The sequence below is a fragment of the Pseudomonas frederiksbergensis genome, from assembly GCF_001952935.1.
Lineage (GTDB): Bacteria > Pseudomonadota > Gammaproteobacteria > Pseudomonadales > Pseudomonadaceae > Aquipseudomonas > Aquipseudomonas frederiksbergensis.
This window is the reverse complement of sequence record NZ_CP018319.1, coordinates 1,873,433-1,891,158: the sequence shown is the minus strand read 5'-3', so window position 1 is coordinate 1,891,158 and position 17,726 is coordinate 1,873,433. Positions and strand designations below refer to the sequence as shown.

Annotated in this window: 13 protein-coding genes; 12 read left to right on the top strand and 1 reads right to left on the bottom strand. The window is 60.6% G+C overall.

What is annotated here, in order from left to right; all coding sequences use genetic code 11:
* Window positions 1–2,646 (bottom strand): pyruvate dehydrogenase (acetyl-transferring), homodimeric type, encoded by a 2,646-nt coding sequence (gene aceE / locus PFAS1_RS08845; protein WP_074873054.1) that lies wholly within the window; start codon window positions 2,644–2,646, stop codon window positions 1–3.
* A gap of 383 nt (window positions 2,647–3,029) precedes the next feature.
* Here aceE and glnE point away from each other — a divergent pair, with 383 nt between their 5' ends.
* The 12 genes from glnE to PFAS1_RS08780 all read left to right on the top strand — a co-directional run bounded on the left by glnE (window position 3,030) and on the right by PFAS1_RS08780 (window position 17,720).
* Window positions 3,030–5,969 carry a bifunctional [glutamate--ammonia ligase]-adenylyl-L-tyrosine phosphorylase/[glutamate--ammonia-ligase] adenylyltransferase gene (gene glnE / locus PFAS1_RS08835; protein ID WP_076028896.1) on the top strand — a complete coding sequence of 980 codons (2,940 nt, stop codon included), beginning with the start codon at window positions 3,030–3,032 and terminating at the stop codon, window positions 5,967–5,969.
* 292 nt (window positions 5,970–6,261) lie between these two features.
* Window positions 6,262–7,296, top strand: a complete 1,035-nt coding sequence (waaF, locus tag PFAS1_RS08830; RefSeq protein ID WP_076028895.1) for a lipopolysaccharide heptosyltransferase II — start codon at window positions 6,262–6,264, stop codon at window positions 7,294–7,296.
* 1 nt (window position 7,297) lies between these two features.
* Window positions 7,298–8,359 carry a lipopolysaccharide heptosyltransferase RfaC gene (rfaC, locus tag PFAS1_RS08825; protein ID WP_076028894.1) on the top strand — a complete coding sequence of 354 codons (1,062 nt, stop codon included), beginning with the start codon at window positions 7,298–7,300 and terminating at the stop codon, window positions 8,357–8,359.
* The gene (locus PFAS1_RS08820; RefSeq protein WP_076028893.1) at window positions 8,359–9,480 is read left to right on the top strand and encodes a glycosyltransferase family 4 protein; all 1,122 of its coding nucleotides are present in this window, start codon (window positions 8,359–8,361) and stop codon (window positions 9,478–9,480) included. The genes rfaC and PFAS1_RS08820 overlap by 1 nt, the downstream gene beginning before the upstream one ends.
* A complete protein-coding gene (gene rfaP / locus PFAS1_RS08815; protein ID WP_076028892.1) occupies window positions 9,480–10,286 on the top strand; it encodes a lipopolysaccharide core heptose(I) kinase RfaP in 807 nt (268 codons plus the stop codon). Before PFAS1_RS08820 ends, rfaP begins: the two co-directional genes overlap by 1 nt.
* Entirely contained in the window at window positions 10,286–11,020 is a 735-nt protein-coding gene (locus PFAS1_RS08810) for a lipopolysaccharide kinase InaA family protein (RefSeq protein ID WP_076028891.1), read from the top strand. The genes rfaP and PFAS1_RS08810 overlap by 1 nt, the downstream gene beginning before the upstream one ends.
* The gene (locus tag PFAS1_RS08805) at window positions 11,017–11,769 is read left to right on the top strand and encodes a lipopolysaccharide kinase InaA family protein (RefSeq protein ID WP_076028890.1); all 753 of its coding nucleotides are present in this window, start codon (window positions 11,017–11,019) and stop codon (window positions 11,767–11,769) included. The genes PFAS1_RS08810 and PFAS1_RS08805 overlap by 4 nt, the downstream gene beginning before the upstream one ends.
* On the top strand, window positions 11,769–13,220 hold the full coding sequence (locus PFAS1_RS08800) for a lipopolysaccharide kinase InaA family protein (protein ID WP_076028889.1): 1,452 nt from the start codon (window positions 11,769–11,771) through the stop codon (window positions 13,218–13,220). Before PFAS1_RS08805 ends, PFAS1_RS08800 begins: the two co-directional genes overlap by 1 nt.
* Before the next feature lie 223 nt (window positions 13,221–13,443).
* Window positions 13,444–13,776, top strand: a complete 333-nt coding sequence (locus PFAS1_RS08795) for a YceK/YidQ family lipoprotein (RefSeq protein ID WP_076028888.1) — start codon at window positions 13,444–13,446, stop codon at window positions 13,774–13,776.
* Between the two features lie 176 nt (window positions 13,777–13,952).
* Window positions 13,953–15,710 (top strand): carbamoyltransferase family protein, encoded by a 1,758-nt coding sequence (locus tag PFAS1_RS08790; protein ID WP_074873084.1) that lies wholly within the window; start codon window positions 13,953–13,955, stop codon window positions 15,708–15,710.
* Window positions 15,694–16,824, top strand: coding sequence for a glycosyltransferase (locus tag PFAS1_RS08785; RefSeq protein ID WP_074873088.1), 1,131 nt, complete (start codon window positions 15,694–15,696; stop codon window positions 16,822–16,824). The genes PFAS1_RS08790 and PFAS1_RS08785 overlap by 17 nt, the downstream gene beginning before the upstream one ends.
* Window positions 16,824–17,720: an antimicrobial resistance protein Mig-14 gene (locus PFAS1_RS08780; protein WP_076028887.1), complete on the top strand. Its 897-nt coding sequence runs from the start codon at window positions 16,824–16,826 to the stop codon at window positions 17,718–17,720. The genes PFAS1_RS08785 and PFAS1_RS08780 overlap by 1 nt, the downstream gene beginning before the upstream one ends.
* Window positions 17,721–17,726: the final 6 nt, after the last annotated feature.

The window sequence follows — 17,726 nt, the reverse complement described above, 5'->3', positions numbered from 1 at the left end:
TCAGCAGTCCAGTGGGTTGCGTTTTTCCGGGTTGATCCCGAACTTGGCGATGGCTTCAGCCACCACTTTAGGCTCGATATCACCACGGTCAGCCAAGGCTTCCAGGGCTGCCAACACCACGAAATGACGGTCGACTTCGAAGAAGTGACGCAGCTTCTTACGGCTGTCACTGCGGCCGAAACCGTCGGTGCCCAGGACTTTGAATTCCTTGGACGGGACCCACTGACGAATTTGCTCAGCGAACAGCTTCATGTAGTCGGTAGACGCGATGACCGGACCTTGACGGCCGTTCAGGCACTCTTCGACATAGCTCAGTTTAGGCTTCTGGCCCGGGTGCAGACGGTTGCTGCGCTCTACGGCCAGGCCATCGCGACGCAGTTCGTTGAAGCTGGTAACGCTCCACACGTCAGCGCCGACGTTGAACTGTTCACGCAGGATTTTCGCCGCTTCGCGAACTTCGCGCAGAATGGTGCCGGAGCCCATCAGCTGAACGTGGTGCGCCGCTTCGCGGGTGTCTTCCTCGAGCAGGTACATGCCCTTGATGATGCCTTCCTCGACACCGGCCGGCATGGCTGGCTGCTGGTAGGACTCGTTCATCACGGTGATGTAGTAGAAAACGTCCTGCTGCTCTTCGGTCATCTTCTTCATGCCGTCCTGGATGATCACCGCCAGCTCGTAGCCGTAGGTTGGATCAAAGGTGCGGCAGTTCGGGATGGTGGCAGCCAGGATGTGGCTGTGACCGTCTTCGTGTTGCAGGCCTTCGCCGTTCAGCGTGGTCCGGCCGGCGGTGCCGCCGATCAGGAAGCCACGGGTGCGGCTGTCGCCAGCGGCCCAGGCGAGGTCGCCGATACGCTGGAAGCCGAACATCGAATAGAAGATGTAGAACGGCAGCATTGGCTGGTTATGGCTGGAGTACGACGTACCGGCAGCGATGAAGGAGCTCATGGCGCCCGCTTCGTTGATGCCTTCTTCGAGGATCTGGCCTTTCTTGTCTTCCTTGTAGAACATCACCTGGTCTTTATCGACTGGCTCGTAGAGCTGGCCGACGGAGGAGTAGATGCCCAACTGACGGAACATGCCTTCCATACCGAAGGTACGGGCTTCGTCCGGGATGATCGGAACGATGCGCGAACCGATTTCCTTGTCCTTGACCAGCTGCGCGAGGATCCGCACGAAAGCCATGGTGGTGGAAATTTCACGGTCGCCCGAGCCGTCCAGGATTGCCTTGAGGGTATCCAGAGGTGGCGTCGGGATGTCGAAGCTCTTGGCGCGGCGCTGTGGCACGAAACCGCCCAGTGCAGTGCGGCGCTCGCTCAGGTAGCGGGCTTCGGCGCTGTTTGGCTCTGGCTTGAAGAATGGCAGGTTTTCCAGCTCTTCGTCTTTTACCGGGATGTCGAAACGATCGCGGAACAGCTTCAGGCTTTCAACATCCACTTTCTTGGTGTTGTGCGCGGTGTTCTTCGCTTCGCCGGCACCGGTGCCATAACCTTTGATGGTCTTGGCCAGGATGACGGTCGGTTGTTCTTTGTGGTTGACCGCTTCGTGGTACGCCGCGTAGACCTTGTACGGGTCGTGACCGCCACGGTTGAGTTTCCAGATCTCGTCGTCGGACAAGTCTTCAACCATCGCCTTGAGTTCTGGCGAGTTGAAGAAGTGTTCACGCACGAACGCGCCGTCTTTGGCTTTGTAGTTCTGGTACTCGCCGTCGATGACTTCGTCCATGCGGCGTTGCAGGATACCGTCGACGTCTTTGGCCAGCAGTGGGTCCCAGAAACGGCCCCAGATGACTTTGGTCACGTTCCACTGAGCACCGCGGAACACGCCTTCGAGTTCCTGGATGATCTTGCCGTTGCCGCGAACCGGGCCATCAAGGCGCTGCAGGTTGCAGTTGATAACGAAGATCAGGTTGTCGAGCTTCTCGCGGCCAGCCAGCGAGATCGCGCCCAGGGATTCCGGCTCGTCGCACTCGCCGTCGCCCAGGAAGCACCAGACTTTTTGCTTGCCTTCCGGGATGAAACCACGGGCTTCCAGGTACTTCATGAAGCGTGCCTGGTAGATCGCCTGGATCGGGCCCAGACCCATGGATACGGTCGGGAACTGCCAGAAATCAGGCATCAGCCAAGGGTGCGGATAGGACGACAGGCCCTGACCGTCCACTTCCTGGCGGAAGTTGTTCATCTGGTCTTCGGTGATGCGGCCTTCCATGAATGCGCGGGCGTAAACGCCTGGCGAGGTGTGGCCCTGGAAGTAGATCAGGTCGCCGCCGTGTTCGTCGGTAGGGGCCTGGAAGAAGTAGTTGAAGCCGATGTCATACAGGGTTGCGCTGGAGGCGAAGCTGGAGATGTGACCGCCCAGGTCAGAATCTTTCAGGTTCGTACGCATCACCATGGCCATCGCGTTCCAGCGTACCAACGAGCGAATGCGGCGTTCCATGAACAGGTCGCCAGGCATGCGTGCTTCGTGAGTAACAGGGATTGTGTTGCGATATGGCGTGGTGATGGCGTAAGGCAATTGCGAACCGCTACGGGTTGCGAGTTCGCCCATACGGGTCATCAGATAGTGAGCGCGGTCTTCGCCTTCTTTGTCGAGAACCGATTCCAGGGCGTCCAGCCATTCCTGGGTTTCGACGGGATCGAGGTCTTGCATGGCTTGCTCCAGGGCGGAAAGGCTTCCAGAATCGGTTGCCTGAGTTTGCGACTGGCCTTGTGGGCAGACGATATAAATTCTTGGATTGCCGAGAGGTTGTTCCGGCGGCGTGTAGTTTTACTACAAATCATCGGGCATTTCAGCCTTTCGAATGTATATACGAGTAGTAAAACTACAGATGAGCGGCTTGTGGCCTCCAGCTGCGTTGTGAGAATAATCGTTAAGGTTGGTCTTTTACCAACCAGAAAAGGTGAAAGCTTGATGCTGTCTGCCAAAAATAAAGAAATTTCAGCTATTTCTAACCTTTGTTCGACAGTCGATCAGGTAGTGCATTCTCGCGAATCACTACATGCAGCCCTCTACACGCCGATCAAGGATAGACCATGAGCCTCCCTTCGCTTGCCGAACTGCCCGGCATCCTCCTGCCGTTTGTCACCCGTGCCGAACAGTCGTTCCGCACGGCCGTCGCCGGCCTCGACGACGACCATGGCCTGGCCGGCTGGACGCCTGAACGCTGGGCGCAATTCGCCCGCGTCACCGCTGCCAGCGACTTCGTGATTGAACAAAGTGTCCGCGACCCGTTGATGTTGCTGGAACTGGTGCAGTCCGGTGAGCTGGACCGAAGCTTTGCGCCCGGCGAGCTGTGCGCACAGATTGCGGCCGCGGTGAGTGCAGCGGACACCGACGATGAGCTCGGTCGCGCCCTGCGCCGTCAGCGTAGCCGTCATCAGGTGCGGATCATCTGGCGCGACCTGACACGTCAGTGCGATCTGATCCAGACCTGCCGCGACCTCTCGGACATGGCCGATGCCAGCATCGATCAGGCCTATCAGTGGTTGTACTCGCGACACTGCCAGCAGTTCGGCGTGCCGACTGGCCGGCGCAGCGGCGAGCCGCAGCAGATGGTCATTCTCGGCATGGGCAAGCTCGGTGCGGTGGAGCTCAACCTGTCGTCGGACATCGACCTGATCTTCGCCTATCCCGAGGGCGGCGAAACCGTCGGGGTCAAACGCTCGCTGGATAACCAGGAGTTCTTCATCCGTCTCGGCCAGCGCCTGATCAAGGCCCTGGACCCGATGACCGTCGACGGTTTTGTCTTCCGCGTCGACATGCGCCTGCGGCCTTACGGTTCGGCCGGCGCGTTGGTGCTGAGCTTCAACGCGCTGGAGCAGTATTACCAGGATCAGGGCCGTGACTGGGAACGCTACGCAATGATCAAGTCGCGGGTGGTGGCCGGCGATCAAGTGGCTGGTGCGCAGTTGCAAGAGATGCTGCGGCCGTTCGTTTACCGGCGTTACCTCGACTTCTCGGCGATCGAAGCGCTGCGCACCATGAAGCAGCTGATCCAGCAGGAAGTGCGGCGCAAGGGCATGGCCGACAACATCAAGCTCGGCTCTGGCGGTATCCGTGAAGTCGAATTTATCGCCCAGGCCTTCCAGCTGATCCACGGCGGCCGCGACCTGAGCTTGCAGCAACGACCTCTATTAAAAGTACTGAGCACGCTGGAAGGTCAGGGTTACCTGCCGCCAGCGGTGATCAGCGAACTGCGCGAAGGCTACGAATTCCTGCGGTACACCGAGCACGCGATCCAGGCGATTGCCGACCGCCAAACCCAGATGCTGCCGGACGGCGCGCAGGATCAGGCGCGTATTGCCTTTATGTTGGGCTTCGCCGATTGGCCCGCTTTCCACGAACAGCTTATGTATTGGCGCGGTCGCGTGGCCTGGCACTTTGGTCAGGTGATCGCCGATCCCGACGAAGAGCAAGGCGCCGAAAGCGAAGTGGTGGTCGGCGGTGAATGGCTGCCGTTGTGGGAAGAGGCTCAGGATGAAGAGGCCGCTTGCCGTCAGTTGCAAGAGGGCGGTTTCGCAGATGCCACCAAAGCTTTGAAAGCGTTGGCCGGTTTGCGCGGCAGTCCGCAATTGCGCGCGATGCAGCGCTTGGGGCGTGAGCGCCTCGATGCCTTTATTCCGCGGTTGCTGGCGCAGGCCGTGGAGCACGCCAATCCGGATCTGGTGCTGGAAAGAGTCTTGCCGCTGGTGGAAGCCGTGGCCCGTCGTTCCGCGTATCTGGTGTTGCTGACCGAAAACCCGGGCGCGCTGCGACGTTTGTTGACCTTGTGCGCCGCGAGCCCGTGGATCGCCGAACAGATCACCCGCTTCCCGCTGCTGCTTGACGAATTGCTCAACGAAGGCCGGCTGTTCAAGCCGCCGCTGGCACCGGAATTGGCCGCCGAGTTGCGCGAGCGTTTGACGCGGATTCCCGAAGACGACCTCGAACAGCAAATGGAAGCCCTGCGACATTTCAAACTGGCGCACCGCTTGCGCGTCGCCGCTTCGGAAATCGCTGGCAGCCTACCGTTGATGAAAGTCAGCGATTACCTGACCTGGCTCGCCGAAGCGATCCTCGAGCAAGTGCTGGCCCTGGCCTGGCGCCAGACCGTGGCCAAGTACGGTACGCCGCTGCGTACCGACGGCACTTTGTGCGATCCCGGCTTCATCATTGTCGGTTACGGGAAAGTCGGCGGCCTGGAATTGGGGCATGGTTCCGACCTGGACCTGGTGTTCATCCACGATGGCGATCCGCAGGCGGAAACCGACGGGCCGAAACCTATCGACGGCGCGCAATTTTTCACCCGGCTGGGGCAGCGGATCATTCACTTGCTCACGGCCCAGACCAACTCTGGTCAGCTGTATGAAGTGGACATGCGACTGCGGCCGTCCGGCGCGTCGGGGTTGCTAGTGAGTTCGCTCGGAGCGTTTGCCCGGTATCAGGAAAATGAAGCCTGGACCTGGGAGCATCAGGCGCTGGTGCGGGCGCGGGTGCTGGTGGGCAGCCCGGACGTCGGCCAGGCATTCGAGAAAGTCCGCGCAGCGGTATTGGGCAAGCCGCGGGACCTGGCTACCTTGCGCCAGGAGGTCAGCGAGATGCGCGCCAAAATGCGCGATAACCTTGGCAGCAAGAGCACGGCGGCGGGCACCGGGGCAAATGCCTTCGAGGCCACGGCGCCCTTCGATCTCAAGCAGGACGCCGGAGGTATCGTCGATATTGAATTTATGGTGCAATACGCGGCCCTGGCGTGGTCCGAATCGCACCCGCCATTGCTGCGCTGGACTGACAACATCCGCATTCTGGAAGGGCTGGAGGAGGAAGGGCTGATGCCCGCCGAAGACGCCAGCCTGTTGCGCGAGGCCTATAAAGCCTATCGTTCAGCCGCTCACCGGCAGGCCTTGCAGAAGGACGCCGGGGTGATACCGGGCGACCAGTTCGTGGACGAACGGCGGCAGGTAGTGCGGATCTGGCGCGAGCTGGGATTGAGTTAAGCGACACAATTCAAATGTGGGAGCGGGCTTGCTCGCGAAGAGGCCGTCACATTCAGCCTCTATAGTGACTGACACTACGCCTTCGCGAGCAAGCCCGCTCCCACAGTAGATCTGCAGTGTTTCGCAGATCGAAGTACACCAAATCCCAATGTGGGAGCGAGCCTGCTCGCGATAGCGGAATGACAGTCGACAATAATGTTGAAGGTGATGACCCATCGCAAGCAGCCTCGCTCCCGCAGTGATTCTCGAGGCGGGGAGGCGTATGCCTCCCCGGTTCGTTTATGGAAACCACATGAAAATTCTGATCGTTGGGCCCAGTTGGGTCGGTGACATGGTGATGGCGCAGACACTGTTTCAGTGTCTCAAGCAGCGCCACCCGCAATGCGAAATCGACGTGCTGGCCCCCGAGTGGAGCCGGCCGATTCTTGAGCGCATGCCCGAAGTACGCCAGGCCTTGAGCTTTCCGCTCGGTCACGGTGCTTTGGAGCTGGCGACGCGTCGGCGCATCGGCAAATCCCTGGCCGGCCAGTACGACCAGGCGATCCTGCTGCCCAATTCCCTGAAGTCGGCATTGGTGCCGTTCTTCGCCGGCATCCCGAAACGCACCGGCTGGCGTGGCGAATTCCGCTACGGCCTGCTCAATGACGTGCGCACGCTGGACAAAGAACGTTACCCGCTGATGATCGAACGCTTCATGGCCCTGGCTTACGAGCCGGGTGCCGAGCTGCCGACCCCGTATCCACGGCCGAGCCTGCAGATTGATCCGGTCACTCGCAAAGCGGCATTGGCCAAGTTCGGCCTGGCTCTCGATCGCCCGGTGTTGGTGCTGTGCCCCGGTGCCGAGTTTGGCGAGGCCAAGCGCTGGCCGTCCGAGCACTATGCCAAGGTTGCCGAAGCGAAGATCCGCGAAGGCTGGCAAGTCTGGCTGTTCGGTTCGAAAAACGATCACGCCGTCGGCGAAGACATCCGTTCTCGGCTGATTCCCGGTTTGCGTGAAGAGTCGGTGAACCTCAGCGGTGGCACTTCCCTGGCCGAAGCCATCGACCTGATGTCCTGCGCCGACGCGGTGGTGTCCAACGACTCCGGCCTGATGCACGTCGCCGCTGCGTTGAATCGCCCGTTGGTGGCGATTTACGGCTCGACATCGCCGGGTTTCACGCCGCCATTGGCTGAGCACGTCGAGATCGTGCGCCTGGGCATCGAATGCAGCCCCTGCTTCGATCGCACGTGTCGTTTCGGTCATTACAACTGCCTGCGCCAGCTCATGCCGCAAGCGGTGAACGAAGCCTTGCAGCGTTTGCAGGGCACTGTGGTCGAGGTCAAATAGTTTGCGGGTACTGCTGATCAAGACTTCTTCGCTGGGCGACGTGATTCACGCGTTGCCGGCGCTGACCGACGCGGCACGGGCGATCCCCGGCATCCAGTTCGACTGGGTGGTGGAAGAAGGCTTCGCCGAAATCCCGACCTGGCACCCGGCCGTGGACAAGGTGATTCCGGTGGCGATCCGTCGCTGGCGCAAAAACATCTGGCAGACCATCAAGAGTGGCGAGTGGAAGCGCTTCAAGCAAAGCGTTCGCGCCAACAAATATGATTTGGTGATCGATGCCCAGGGCCTGCTCAAAAGTGCCTTGCTGACCCGATACGCCAAAGCCCCGGCGGCCGGGCTGGATAAAAACTCGGCCCGCGAGCCGATTGCCGCACGCTTCTATTCCCGGCGTCTGGCCGTGGCCCGTGGGCAACACGCGGTAGAGCGAGTGCGTCAGCTGTTCGCCGTGGCCCTGGGTTACGACCTGCCCAAAGGCCTGGGCGATTACGGCCTGAACATCGAGCGACTGGTGGAGCTGCCGCGCAAGAATCCTTACGTGGTGTTCCTGCACGGCACCACGTGGGACACCAAACACTGGCCTGAAGCCTACTGGCGCGAGTTGGCAGAGCGTGTCGGCTATCTCGGTGTCGCGGTGAAGCTGCCGTGGGGTAATCCGATCGAGAAAGCCCGGGCCGAGCGCATTGCCAAAGACATGCGGCACGTCGAAGTGCTGCCCAAGCTGAACCTGGCGGGTGTCGGCAAAGTGCTGGCCGGCGCGCAAGCCTGCGTGGCGGTGGACACCGGTCTCGGTCACCTCGCCGCTGCGCTGGACGTGCCAACGTTGTCGCTGTTCGGCCCGACCAACCCGGGCCTGACCGGCGCCTACGGTAAAGCGCAGATCCACATGGCCAGCGATTTCCCCTGTGCGCCGTGTATGCAAAAGAAATGTACGTATCAACCGACGGCCGAAGATGCCCGTCAGTTTGACCTTAAGCGCGAGTGGCCCCTGTGCTTCACGCGTCTGAATCCCGAGCGTGTCGCGACCCGACTGAGCACGTTGTTACTGGCTGAGGAGCTGCGCTGATGCAATTGGCATTCGTCTTGTACAAGTACTTTCCATTCGGGGGCTTGCAGCGCGATTTCATGCGCATCGCCCTGGAATGTCAGCAGCGCGGCCATCAGATTCGGGTCTACACGCTGATCTGGGAAGGCGATATTCCGCCGGGCTTCGAAGTGTTGGTGGCGCCGGTCAAGGCGTTCTTCAATCATCGTCGCAACGAGAAACTCAGCGAATGGATGGAAGCGGATCTGGCCAAGCGTCCGGTGGACCGCCTGATCGGTTTCAACAAGATGCCCGGCCTGGATGTCTACTACGCCGCTGACGGCTGCTTCGAAGACAAGGCGCAAAACCTGCGCAACTCGCTGTACCGCCGTTGGGGCCGCTACCGGCACTTCGCCGAGTACGAGCGCGCGGTGTTCGCCAAGGACGCCAAGACCGAAGTGCTGATGATTTCCGAAGTCCAGCAGCCGCTGTTCATCAAGCATTACGACACGCCGCTGGAACGCTTCCATCTGCTGCCGCCGGGTATCTCTCAGGACCGTCGTGCACCGGCCAATGCCGCCGAGATCCGTGCCGAATTCCGTCGCGAATTCAACCTGAAAGAGGACGATCTGCTGCTGGTGCAAATCGGCTCCGGGTTCAAGACCAAAGGCGTGGATCGCAGCCTCAAGGCGCTGGCTGCATTGCCCGCCGATCTGAAGAAACGCACCCGGCTGTTTGTAATTGGCCAGGACGACCCCAAATTGTTCCAGATGCAGAGCGCCACACTGGGGCTCGGCGATAACGTGACGTTCCTCAAGGGTCGCAGCGACATCCCGCGTTTTCTGCTCGGCGCCGATCTGTTGATTCACCCGGCGTACAACGAAAACACCGGGACTGTGTTGCTCGAAGCCCTGGTGGCCGGGTTGCCGGTGCTGGTGAGCGCGGTGTGTGGTTACGCCCACTACATCGCCGAGGCCGACGCCGGTCTGGTGCTGGACGAGCCTTTCGATCAGGCGCAGCTGACCCAGTACCTGACCGGTATGTTGAACGACGCTCAAGCACGGGCGGCCTGGAGCCGCAACGGTCTGGCCTTCGCCGAGACGGCCGACCTCTACAGCATGCCGCAGCACGCGGCCGATGTGATTCTGGCGGAGCACGCTTAATGAAGTTGATGCTGGCTGAACCGTTCAAGAGCCTCTGGGCCGGACGCGACCCGTTCGCCGAAGTCGAAGGTCTCCAGGGCGAGGTATACCGCGAACTTGAAGCGCGCCGGACTCTGCGTACCGAAGTCAACGGCAGTGGTTTTTTCGTGAAGATCCACCGTGGCATTGGCTGGGGCGAAATCTTCAAGAACCTGTTTACCGCCAAGCTGCCGGTGCTCGGTGCCGGCCAGGAATGGAAGGCCATCCAGCGCCTGCAAGAAGTCGGTGTGCCGACCATGACCGCCGTGGCTTACGGCGAGAAGGGCAGCAACCCGGCGGACCAGCATTCGTTCATCATCACCGAAGAGCTGGCGCCCACTGTCAGCCTTGAAGATTTCAGCATCGACTGGGTCAAGCAACCGCCCGAGCCAAGACTCAAGCGAGCGCTGATCGCCGAGGTCGCGCGCATGACCGGCATGATGCACCGCGCCGGGGTCAACCATCGTGACTGCTACATCTGCCACTTTCTGCTGCACACCGACAAACCGGTGACGGCCGACGATTTCAGGCTCTCGGTGATCGACCTGCACCGCGCCCAGACCCGCCCGACGATTACCCGGCGCTGGCGCAACAAGGACCTGGCGGCGCTGTATTTTTCGGCGCTGGACATTGGCCTGACCCGCCGCGACAAACTGCGTTTCCTCAAGGGCTATTTCCAGCGGCCCCTGCGCCAGATCCTGGGTGACGAGGCCGGGTTGCTCGCCTGGCTCGAAGGCAAGGCCAATAAACTCTACGACCGTAAACAGCGATACGGGGATGCGCTCTGATGGCGGGTTGGACACTGGAGCCTGAGTACAGCGATCTGGCAGAAGATTTCGGCAGCCTTGAGGCTGTGTTTTCGCTTCAGGGCGAGCGCTTGACCCGCGACCCGTTGTCCGAGGTCATTCGCGTTCAGCGCAATGGCGTCAACTATTACGTCAAACGCTACGTGGGTGCCGGAAAAGGCCTGCGCCGTTATCTGGGCAAACCCCGGGTGAAGGCCGAATGGCAGAATCTCAAGCGCTTCGCCAAGTGGGGCATTCCTACCGCTGAAGTGGTGGCCTGGGGCCTGGAGCGTCGCGGCGCGTCGTACGATCGCGGGGCGATGATCACCCGTGAGCTGCCGCATACCGAAGACTTGTCGGCCCTGGCCGAACGGCATGATCCGAAACTGGCGGACCGCGCCTGGGTCGACAACGTCAGCCGGCAGCTGGCGAGTTATACCCGGACCATGCACGACCACCGCTTCACCCATAACGATTTGAAGTGGCGCAACCTGCTGATCGACGATGAGCCCCGGCTGTTTTTGATCGACTGCCCGAACGGCGATTTCTGGCGCGGCTTCTGGCTCAAATACCGGATCACCAAGGACCTGGCCTGTCTGGACAAGGTCGCCAAGTATCACTTGTCGGCTACCCAGCGCCTGCGCTTTTATCTGCAATACCGCCAGTGTGATCGGCTGAATGCCGCCGATAAAAAACGGATCCGGCACGTGGTGAGATTTTTCGAGGGACGCGAATGACTGATTTTCTGGCCGCTGAAGACCGTGCGCTGCTTGAGCGTCACGGCCTCGGCACCTTCGACGCACTCTGGGCCAAGCAGCTCGACGCTGTGGACGAGCCCAACACCGCTCGCGGCGGCTGGAGCAGCGTGTTTCGGCTGAATCTGGAAGGTCACGGTTACTACCTCAAACGCCAGAGCAACTACCAGATGCGCACCTTGCATGCGCCTTTTGGCGAGCCGAGCTTTGCCCGTGAATTTCGCAATATCAGTCGCTATGAAAAGCTCGGTATTCCAGCATTGAAAGCGGCGTTTTTCGGTGAGCGTAAAGTCGACGGCGAAGTCCGGGCGATTCTGCTGACCCGTGCCCTGGACGGTTGGGATGATCTGGATTCGCTGTTGCAGCGCTGGTCGGACCTGAGTTCGGCGCAGCATTCGGCCATTCTTCAGGCCTGTGGGCTATTGGCCCGGCGCCTGCACGGCGCGCGTCAGGTTCACGGTTGCTTCTACCCCAAGCACATTTTTCTCCAGGCCACTGGCGATGGTTACCTGGCCCAACTGATCGACCTGGAAAAGACCCGGCCGTTGCTGTTTGGCCTGCGTGATCGGGCCAAAGACCTGGAGCCGTTGCTGCGTCGGGCGCCTGAGTGGAGCGAAGCGCAGTTGCGTGAGCTGCTGGCCGCCTATCTGGATCAATCGCAAGACAGTTCGTTGATCGACGCCTGGCTTGCGCGACTGACCGCGCGGCGCACCCATAAGGAGACGCGCTGATGCGTTTGTCTGAGCTGAAAAATGCTGGCCGCAGCCCGCGCCTGCCGCTGAACATTCCACTGGCCGATGCTGCCGGCCCTGCCGAGTTGCAGTTGCTGAGTCTGTTGCGGGTGTTGCCGGGGCAGCGTTATGTCGGTGCCGGCGTCTGGCGCGGGCGGCCGGTGTTGGCCAAGTTGTTGGTCGGCAGCAAAGCGGCGCGGCATTTCCAGCGTGAACTGGACGGCGTGCGGTTGCTGGCGGCTCAGGGGTTGACCACGCCGTTGTTGCTGGCGGATGGCCTGAAGGACGGCGAGGGCGGTTGGCTGCTGTTCGAGTTCATCGAGGGCGCCGAAAGCCTCGGTGAAACCTGGAAACAGGTCGAGCATTTGCCGGTGCTGGCGGATATGCAAGGGGCTGTGCTGGCCGAGGCGTTGGGCGCCATCGGCCAAATGCATCGCAAGGGGCTCTGGCAGGAAGACCTGCACCTGGACAACCTTTTGCGCCAGCGCGGCCGGTTGTATTTGATCGATGGCGGCGGCGTCTGCTCCGAAACCCCTGGCCAGCCGCTGTCGCGACAGAAAGTCCTGGAAAACCTCGGGGTGTTTTTCGCCCAGTTGCCCAAGACGTTGGAGCCTTTCACCGAAGAGCTGCTGGTGTATTACCTGCTGAGCAACGGCGAGCATGCCTTGCCGATGGAAGCGTTGCAGAAGCAGATCAACAAGGTGCGCAGCTGGCGCCTGAAGGACTTCCTGATCAAGGTCGGCCGCGACTGCACGCTGTTCAGTGTCCAGCACGGAGCGTTCGGCTTGCGGGCGATTCGTCGCGAGGAAGAAGCGGCGATGCTGCCGGTGCTGGCGCAGGCCGATGTGTTGCTCGATCAGGGTCATCTGTACAAGACCGGCGGCGCGGCGAGCGTCGGCAAGGTCGAGGTGGGCGGCCGCACGCTGGTGATCAAGCGCTACAACATCAAAGGTTTTGCCCATTGGCTCAAACGCTTCTGGCGCCCGAGCCGTGCCTGGCACTCCTGGCGCGAAGGCAATCGCCTGGCGTTTCTCGGCATCGCCACGCCCAAACCGTTGGCGTTGCTGGAGAAACGTTTTCTCTGGCTGCGCAGTCGGGCTTATCTGGTGACCGAGTATTTGCCGGGGCCGGACATCATCGAGCGCTTTGCGCCTTACGTTGAAAGCGGTGAGGCACCGGAAGCCGAGTTGCGGGCGCTGGATCATTTGTTTGCCGAGCTGATTGGCGAGCGGATCAGTCACGGCGATTTCAAGGGACATAACCTGTTCTGGCAGCACGATCGCTGGGCGCTGATCGATCTGGATTCGATGTGTCAGCATGCCTCGCTCAACAGCTTCGCCCCGGCGTATGCGCGGGATCGGGCGCGGTTCATGCGTAACTGGCCTGAGAGCAGCGCGCTGTATCAGGTCATCGATCAGCGTCTTCCCAAAGATATCTCTAGCGCTGCCTGAATCGGACCTTCGGTCCTATCGCGAGCAGGCTCGCTCCCACACTGGATCTCCGTTGCGACACAGATCCCCTGTAGGAGCGAGCCTGCTCGCGATGGGGCCAGAACAGCCCCCCGAGATTAAGGGACAGGTTCTTATGAAATGTCCTACATGATCTGCAGAACCCGTGAACTGTGCCCTGAATAGCCGCAATGCTAGTTTGCCTGACGTTCACGGAGGGCAGATTTTGACAATAAAAATAACGCTGTTGCTGAGCGCTTTTGCACTGGTTTTATCAGGCTGCGGGACCGCTGTTACAGTGCTGCAAGATGAAGAAGACGCGGCTCGCAGTCTTAGAAAGCAGAAGACCTACTGCCAGTCCATCCCGCGTATCTACAGTGGTCTGGCGTTCGACTTTTGCGTATTGAATGCAGCGCCTGATCCCACGGGAATTCTCTTGCCGTTCGTATTGGTGGATTTCACCCTGTCGGGTGTTTTCGATACCGTCCTCCTGCCCTATACGATTTACCGCCAGGCTACTGACGGCAATATCAGCATCTATTGGCGAGCAGGCCGCTGATGAGCAATGCCGCCTGCTATCGCCCGAGCCATCTTCACGGGGGCAATATGCGCTGGGTCATTCCCGCCATGTTTACGCTATAATCCCGCCCTTTAGCTGCCACTCGCCCTTTGCGAGGGCACATTAATCTTTGAGGCGCCTTGCGCCTGCATGCAGACTAAAGAGGCTAGACCCCTGTGGCATTGACGATTCTTGGCCTGTCCGGCGCCCTTAGCCATGATCCTTCCGCAGCCCTGTACATCGACGGCAAGCTGGTCGCGGCAGCTGAGGAAGAGCGCTTTGTGCGCGATAAACATGCAAAGAACCGCATGCCTTACGAGTCGGCGAAGTTCTGCCTCGAGCAGGCCGGTATCAAGCCATCCGACGTTGATGTGGTAGCGATTCCGTTCGCGCCGATCAGCCTGTTCGGCAAGGCTCGCTGGCAGTACGCCAAGCGTTACTGGTACGCCCCGGATCGGGCTCTTGACGCGATCCTGATGGGCAACCGTCGCTACAAGCGTTATCGCAACAAGATTGTCTGGTGCCTCGAGCAACTGGGCTTCGATCCGAAGAAAATCAAGATCGAGCCGGTCGAGCACCACCTGGCCCACGCCTCCAGCGCTTATCACTGCTCCGGTTTCAAAGAGAAAACCGCGATCCTGGGGATCGACGGCAAGGGTGAGTACGCCACGACCTTCTTCGGTTACGGCGAGAATGGCAAGATCCACAAGATCAAGGAATTCTTTGATCCGGATTCCCTCGGCGGCCTGTATGGCGCGATCACCGAGTTTCTCGGTTTCGATATGCTCGACGGTGAGTTCAAGGTCATGGGCATGGCGCCGTACGGCGACGCCAGCAAATACGATTTCTCGCGCCTGGCTTCGTTCGAAAACGGCGAGCTGGTGATCAACACCGACTACGCCAACGTCATCGGCCTGCGTCGTTACAAGGAAAAAGGCAAAGGTTACTACTTCTCGCCGAAGCTGATCGAGTGGCTGGGCCCGAAGCGCGAAGGTGATATCGCCGACGAGCCGTACATCCACTACGCAGCGAGCATTCAAGCGCTGTTCGAAAAAATCTCGCTGCAGATGATCGACCACTACCTGGGCGACGTGCTCAAGGAAACCGGCAAGCTGGCCTACGCCGGTGGCTGTGCGTTGAACGTCAAGCTGAACCAGAAAATCATCGCCCGCGATGACGTTAAAGAACTGTTCGTGCAGCCTGCGTCCGGCGATGCCGGCACCGCGGTAGGCGCGGCGGCCTATGTGTCCCATGCCCGTGGTGTGCCGGTCGAGAAGATGGAACACGTCTACCTCGGCCCGTCGTACACCAACGAAGACGTGCTCGCCGCGTGTGCCCGTCACCCGAGCAAGCCGGTATGGCGCAAGCTTGAGAACATGCCGGAAAACATCGCCAAGATCATGGTCGATGGCAACCCGGTGGCCTGGTTCCAGGGTCGCATGGAGTTCGGTCCGCGCGCCTTGGGCGGTCGTTCGATCATCGGTTGCCCGAGCGCCGTTGGCGTGGCTGACCGCATCAACCACCAGATCAAGTTCCGCGAGCGCTGGAGGCCTTTCTGCCCGTCGATGCTCGACACCGTTGCACCGCAGATGATCAAGATCGATCACCCGGCGCCGTTCATGACCTTCACCTTTGAAGTGGCGGAAGAGTGGAAGACCCGTGTGCCGGAAGTCGTCCACGAAGACGGTACGTCCCGGGCCCAGGTGCTCAAGCGCGAATACAACCCGCGCTACTACGACATGATGAAGGCGCTGGAAGTGCTGACCGGTAACGGCGTGTCGCTGAACACCTCGCTCAACCGTCGTGGCGAACCGATGATCTGCTCGCCGACGGACGCCCTGAACATGTTCTTCGGTTCCGATCTGCAGTACCTGATCATGGAAGACATCCTGGTGGTCAAAGAGGGCGCGGACGCATATGACACGCTCGGCTGAACGCCATGTGCTGCAGTTCTGTCACGGCTATGACGGGCCGTTTCTAGACTGCGCCCGGCAGTACGCCAGCCTGTTCGCGGGGACCGGTTATCGCGTGACCACGGTGTTTCTGACCGGGGCCGCCGATGCCGAAGTCGCCGCGGGCTGCGCTTCCGATGAGGTGCTGTTCATGGAATACAGCTCCAAGGCCATTCGTGGCCTGAAGCTGGGCGCCATCAGCGACCTGCGCAAGATCGCCGCCTCGCGCAATTTCAGTTTCTGCATCGCTCACCGTTTCAAGCCTGTTTATATCGCCTTGCTCGGCACGTCGTTGCCAGTGATTGGCGTGCATCACGCGTTTGACGATTACAAGCGCGGCACGCGCAAACTCTTCGCCAATATTTTCCGCAAGCGCCTGAGCCTGCTCGGGGTTTCCGATGCCGTGCGCGACGACATGCGCCAGTGCCTGACGAAGTGGCCGGCGGCGCGGATTCAGACGCTCTATAACCGTATCGATGTGCAGACCTTGCAGGACAGTCAGGTATCAGTTCGCGAGGCCCGGGAAACCCTCGGCCTGGCACCGGATGCGTGGGTTGTCGGCAATGTCGGACGGCTGCACCCGGACAAGGATCAGACCACGCTGCTGCACGGTTTTGCTGCGGCGTTGCCGGGTTTGCCGGCCAGCAGTCAATTGGTGATTCTCGGTGCCGGTCGACTGGAGCAGGACCTCAAGGCCCTGGCCCGCGAGTTGGGTATCGGCGACCGCGTGCTGTTCCTCGGCCAAGTGCCTGAAGCCCGACGTTATTTCCGTGCCTTCGATGTGTTTGCACTGAGTTCCGATCACGAACCGTTCGGCATGGTGCTGCTGGAGGCGATGGCGGCCGGTGTGCCGTTGCTCGCTACGGCGTGTGGCGGGGCGAAGGAAGTGGTCGAGGGCGTCGGTATCCTGTTCCCGCTGGGCGATGCCGAACACTTGGCTCAAGGGCTGCAACATCTGGCCGCGATGGATGAGCAGCAGCGTCACCAGTGTGCCGAGCTGATGCTCGATCGCTTGCGTGAACGCTTCTCCGACCGCGCGGTACGCGATGCCTTCTGGCGTTTGCCGCACGTTACCGAACTGGCGTCGAGGGCCTGATGCTCAACCGATTTCAAGGCTGGCGCGAACGTGGCTGGGCGGTAGTCGACGCCTCGACATATGCCCAGGCCTGGCAACGATATGGCGGCAGTGTCGCCACTCATCCCATGGTGGTCGAGCGGCTTTCGCAGCTGGCCGAGATTCCTGTGCGCTACCTGGCCTGGGAGCAAAACGGTGAAGTCAAAGCGGCGATCCCGACCTGGGGCCGCGACCTTGCCTTGTCCAAGGATGTGCTCAAGCGCCGCGGTAAAAAAGGCCTGTTCGACCTCGGTAATGCCGAGTTCATCCTGCCGGCTGCTGCCGATGCACAAGCGCCGCTGCGTCATCGTGGACGCTACCTGTCAGCGCTGAATGAAGGCCGCTTCACTGGCATCAAGTTGCAAGCTGAACAGCTGGCGATGGCCCGCACTCCCGAAGAACTGTCGAAGAAGTTTCGCTACAACCAGCGCCGTGAATTGCGATTGCTGGAAGAAGCGGGCGGAGTGGTTCGGCCGGTCGCGGAGTTTTCCAGCAGTGAACTGGCGGCGATCTATTGCGACCTGTTCCAGCGTCGCTGGGGCTTCCCGGCGACGGGGGCCGAGCGCATGGCGGAGGTCATCGAGTTGCTGCGTGACTTGCTGATCGGCTCGGTGATTTTTCTCAACGATGCGCCCATCGCGATTCAATTGGTCTACCGTGTCGAGACACCGCAGTGGATCAGCGTCGAGTACATCAATGGCGGCGTCGATCCCGAAACCCGCGAATTCAGTCCGGGCAGCGTGCTGAGCTTTATCAATACGCAAAGCGCCTGGGAGCATGCCCGGGCGTTGGGCAAACCGTTGCGCTTTTCTTTCGGTCGCGCCGACCGTGAATACAAGGATCGCTGGTGCAATCCTGTGCCGGTGTTCACCGTATGAGCCAGC